A 3,873-nucleotide genomic window follows, 5' to 3' on the forward strand; every position below is an offset into this window, starting at 1 on the left:
TACGACGATCAGAGCAAGCCCCCGACCTCGGCAGAGCTGACCGACAAACTGATCACCCAGGACAAAGTGAACTTCGTGCTGGGCCCGTACGGAAGCCCCGTGACCTTCGCGGACGCCGCGATCGCCGAGAAGTACAAATCGCCCATGGTGGAGGCGAACGGCGCCGCCCGCCGGATCTTCCAGCAAGGGTACAAGTACGTCTTCGGGATCACCAGCCCCGCCGACGATTACGCGGCGGCGATGCTCAAGGCGGCCACCTCGCTCAAGCCCAGGCCCGAGACGGTTGCGATCCTGTCGGCGGACGATTTGTTCTCGCTCGAGGTCGCCAACGGGGCCAAGGATTGGGCGGAGCACAACGGCCTAAAGGTCGTCTACTTCCAAAAGTATCCCTCGAACGCTCCGGATCTCAGCGCTCCGCTCACTAGCATCAAGTCACTCCATCCAGACGTGCTGATCGGGTCGGGCCACCTGCAGGAGAGCCTGGTCGCGATGAAGCAGGCCCAGACCCTCGCCGTGAACGTCAAGTTCTTTGGGTTTACCGTGGGGCCGACGACCCCCGATTTCGTGAAGTCGCTCGGGCCGGCCGCGGAGTATGTCTTTGCGTCGTCCCAGTGGACGCAGGACGTCAAGTATGCGGGGCCGCTGTTCGGCTCGACGCAGGACTTCGCCAAGCTCTTCCAGATCCGGTACGGGTACATCCCCGACTACCACGCCGCACAGAGCGCCGCCGGGGGGCTGACCCTGCAACTCGCGATCGAGAAGGCGGGTAGCCTGGATCCCCAGAAGGTGCGCGACACACTCGCGTCGCTGGATGTCATGACGTTCTACGGGCGCATCAAGTTTAATGCGGATGGCCTCAACGTCTATAAGCCCATGGTCACCGTGCAGATCCAGCACGGACAGGTGATGACCATCTGGCCGGCGGACGTGGCCTCGGCGAAGGCGATCTATCCGACGCCGCTCTGGACGGCACGCCAGTAGGGTCCGAATCCCAGCAGCGTAGAGGGTGAGCGCCGCGGCGCAGATCGCGCTGCAGAACGCGATCAACGGCCTCCTCATCGGCGGGACCTATGCCACGGTCGCCGTGGGATTCTCGCTGGTGTGGGGGATCCTCAACGTCATCAACATCGCCCACGGCGCCCTCGTCATGCTGGGGGCCTATGTCACGTACTGGCTCTTCACGCTGTACCACATCGACCCCCTTCTCTCGCTTCCCCTCACTGGGGCGCTGCTCTTCGCCCTCGGGTACCCTCTGCAGCGCATCGTGATCAACCAGGTCGTCCGGGCGTCGTTCTTCATCACGTTTCTGCTCACGTTCGGCCTCGAACTGCTGATCACCAACCTCGCGCTGGCCGCGTGGACGGCCGATATCAGGTCGGTGACGACCTCCTACTCCGGGTGGAGCGTTGCCCTAGGGCCGATCGCGCTGCCGGTGGTCCGGGTCGTGAGCCTGTTGATCGCCCTCCTGACCGCGGCCGCACTCCAGCTGGTCATGACCCGCACGCGCCTGGGCGGCGCGATCCGGGCGACCGCCTCCGACCAGGAAGCGGCGCGCCTCATGGGGATCCCGATCGCGCACGTCTACGCGCTCACCTTCGGCATCGCGGCGGCGACCGCGGGCATCGCCGGCAGCCTGATCAGCCTGAGCTTCCCGATCTTCCCGTCGATGGGCGCCGGGTACACGCTCGTCGCCTTTGTCACGTGCGTGCTCGGGGGGCTCGGCAGCGTGCCGGGAGCGCTCCTCGGCGGCCTGCTCCTCGGCCTCCTGCAGACCTATGCGGCCTCGTGGCTTGGGCCAAATTTCGACAACATCATCGCCTTCAGCGTGCTCATCCTCGTCCTGCTCGTGCGTCCTGCCGGGCTCCTCGGCCGCGCGCAACGGTTCCGCGGATAGTGCTGCGGGTGACGGCGCGGGGGCTGGGTGGCCCTGCGGGCGCGATCCTCGCCGCTGCCGCCCTGGCCGCGGCGCTGGTGCTACCGAGCGTCGCCGGCACCTATTACATCCGGGTGGTGACCGGGATCTTTATGTTCGGGATGCTCGCCTCGGGCTGGAACATCGTTGGCGGCTACACCGGATATCCGGACTTCGGCGCGGCCGCGTTCATCGGGATCGGCGCCTACACGACTGGGATCCTGATGTTGCGCGTCCACCTTCCGTTCGCGGCGGCGCTTCCCGCCGGCGGGATCTTGTCGATCGCGGCCGCCGTCGCCATGGGGTCCGTCCTCCTACGCCTCCGCGGCCATTACTTCGCCGTCGCCACGCTTGGGTTCATGATCGTCCTCCAGCAACTGGCGTCGAACCTCGACGTCACCGGTGGCGGATCCGGGATGAACCTCCCGCCGGTCCGGAGCTTCACCACGTTCTACTACTGGATGCTGGCGGGGCTGATCGTCGCAGTCGCGGTGGGGTTTGTGCTCCCCCGCTCGCGAGTGGGGTATGCTATCGCGGCGATCCGCGAGAACCAGGACGCCGCGCAGGTCCTAGGCGTGGCCCCGCTCCCGTTCAAAATCTTCGCCTACGCTGCGAGCGCGTTCTTCTTCGGCATCGGGGGCGGGATTTACGCGTACTGGTTCACGTTCATCGACCCGCCCACCGTGTTCAACATTGACTTCACGATCCAGGCGGTCGTCATGACGATCTTCGGTGGACCGGGAACCGCGCTGGGGCCGCTGGCCGGGGCCGTCATCCTCAAGAGCCTCGACGTGGTCCTCACCAACATCTCGATCTTCTTGCACAACGTCTTCTTCGGGGCGCTCGTCTGCCTGCTCGTGATCTTTGCCCCCAGGGGGCTGGCTGAAATCTTTCAAGCGCGCGGGGGGCTCATCGAAGCGATTCGCACCGAACTCCGGGAAAACCGCATCTGATGGCGCTCCTCGAGGGTCGGGGGCTCACCAAGCTGTTTGGCCGGCTCGTGGCGGTCGATCACGTGGACCTCGCGATCGAACCAGGGGAGATCGTCGGGCTCATCGGTCCGAACGGAGCGGGCAAAACCACCCTGGTGAACCTGATCACCGGCATGGAGTCCGCCACGGGAGGAACGCTCACATTCGACGGTCGCCGGCTCGCCGGTCTGGGTCCTCCGGCGATCGCCCGCCTGGGGCTCGCCCGTACCTTCCAAATCGCCCAGCCCTTCAGGAACATGACCGTGCGCCAGAACGTCGCCGTCCCGGCGCTCTTTCGAGCCGGCCACGCGTCGGGGGTGGCCGCCGCGCTGCGTGAGGCCGACGACGTGCTCGCGACCGTCGGGCTGGGACCGAAACGGGACTTCCCGGCGCGGGCGCTCACGACGCCGGACCTGCGGCGGCTGGAACTGGCGAAGGCGCTGGCCCTCCGTCCGCGTCTGATGCTCTTGGACGAAGTGATGGCCGGGTTGACGCCCACCGAGGTCGATGCGGCGATGGCGATGCTCCGCCAAGTCAACACGCTGGGCATCACGATCATGGTGATCGAGCACGTCCTCCGTGCGGTGATGGGGCTGAGCCACCGGGTCGTGGTTCTTCACCACGGCCGGAAAATCGCGGAGGGCACCCCGGCCCAGGTGACCGCGGATCCTGAGGTGATCCGCGCGTACCTCGGCACGACCGCCGGAGCCTCGCCATGACACGGGCCGTGCCCGCGGCGGGACCGCTGTTCGAGGTCGACGACCTCGACACTGGGTATGGGGCGGTGCAGGTGCTGTGGGACGTCTCGCTCGAGGTCCACCCCGGGGAAGTCGTCGCCTTCATCGGGCCAAACGGCGCGGGGAAGTCCACGCTGCTCCGGACGGTCTCCGGGCTGCTGCGGCCGTGGCGCGGATCGGTGCGCTTCGACGGCCTGGAGATCACCGCCCTCTCCGCGGAACGGATCGTCGGCCTCGGCATCGCCCACGTCCC

The 3,873-nt window shown here is 66.8% G+C and carries 5 protein-coding genes; all 5 read left to right on the forward strand.

Going from position 1 to position 3,873, the window contains the following annotated elements; translation table 11 throughout:
* Positions 1-981 (forward strand): amino acid ABC transporter substrate-binding protein (locus VFP86_04425; GenBank protein ID HET8998870.1); only part of this gene is annotated, 981 nt, incomplete at its 5' end.
* A 25-nt stretch (positions 982-1,006) separates the two neighbouring features.
* Positions 1,007-1,894 (forward strand): branched-chain amino acid ABC transporter permease, encoded by an 888-nt coding sequence (locus VFP86_04430; GenBank protein ID HET8998871.1) that lies wholly within the window; start codon positions 1,007-1,009, stop codon positions 1,892-1,894.
* Between the two features lie 8 nt (positions 1,895-1,902).
* On the forward strand, positions 1,903-2,865 hold the full coding sequence (locus VFP86_04435) for a branched-chain amino acid ABC transporter permease (GenBank protein HET8998872.1): 963 nt from the start codon (positions 1,903-1,905) through the stop codon (positions 2,863-2,865).
* On the forward strand, positions 2,865-3,602 hold the full coding sequence (locus VFP86_04440) for an ABC transporter ATP-binding protein (GenBank protein HET8998873.1): 738 nt from the start codon (positions 2,865-2,867) through the stop codon (positions 3,600-3,602). The genes VFP86_04435 and VFP86_04440 overlap by 1 nt, the downstream gene beginning before the upstream one ends.
* A partial coding sequence (locus VFP86_04445) for an ATP-binding cassette domain-containing protein (protein ID HET8998874.1) occupies positions 3,599-3,873 on the forward strand: 275 nt, incomplete at its 3' end. The genes VFP86_04440 and VFP86_04445, both read left to right, overlap by 4 nt.

It is taken from the genome of bacterium, assembly GCA_035703895.1.
Taxonomy (GTDB): domain Bacteria; phylum Sysuimicrobiota; class Sysuimicrobiia; order Sysuimicrobiales; family Segetimicrobiaceae; genus Segetimicrobium.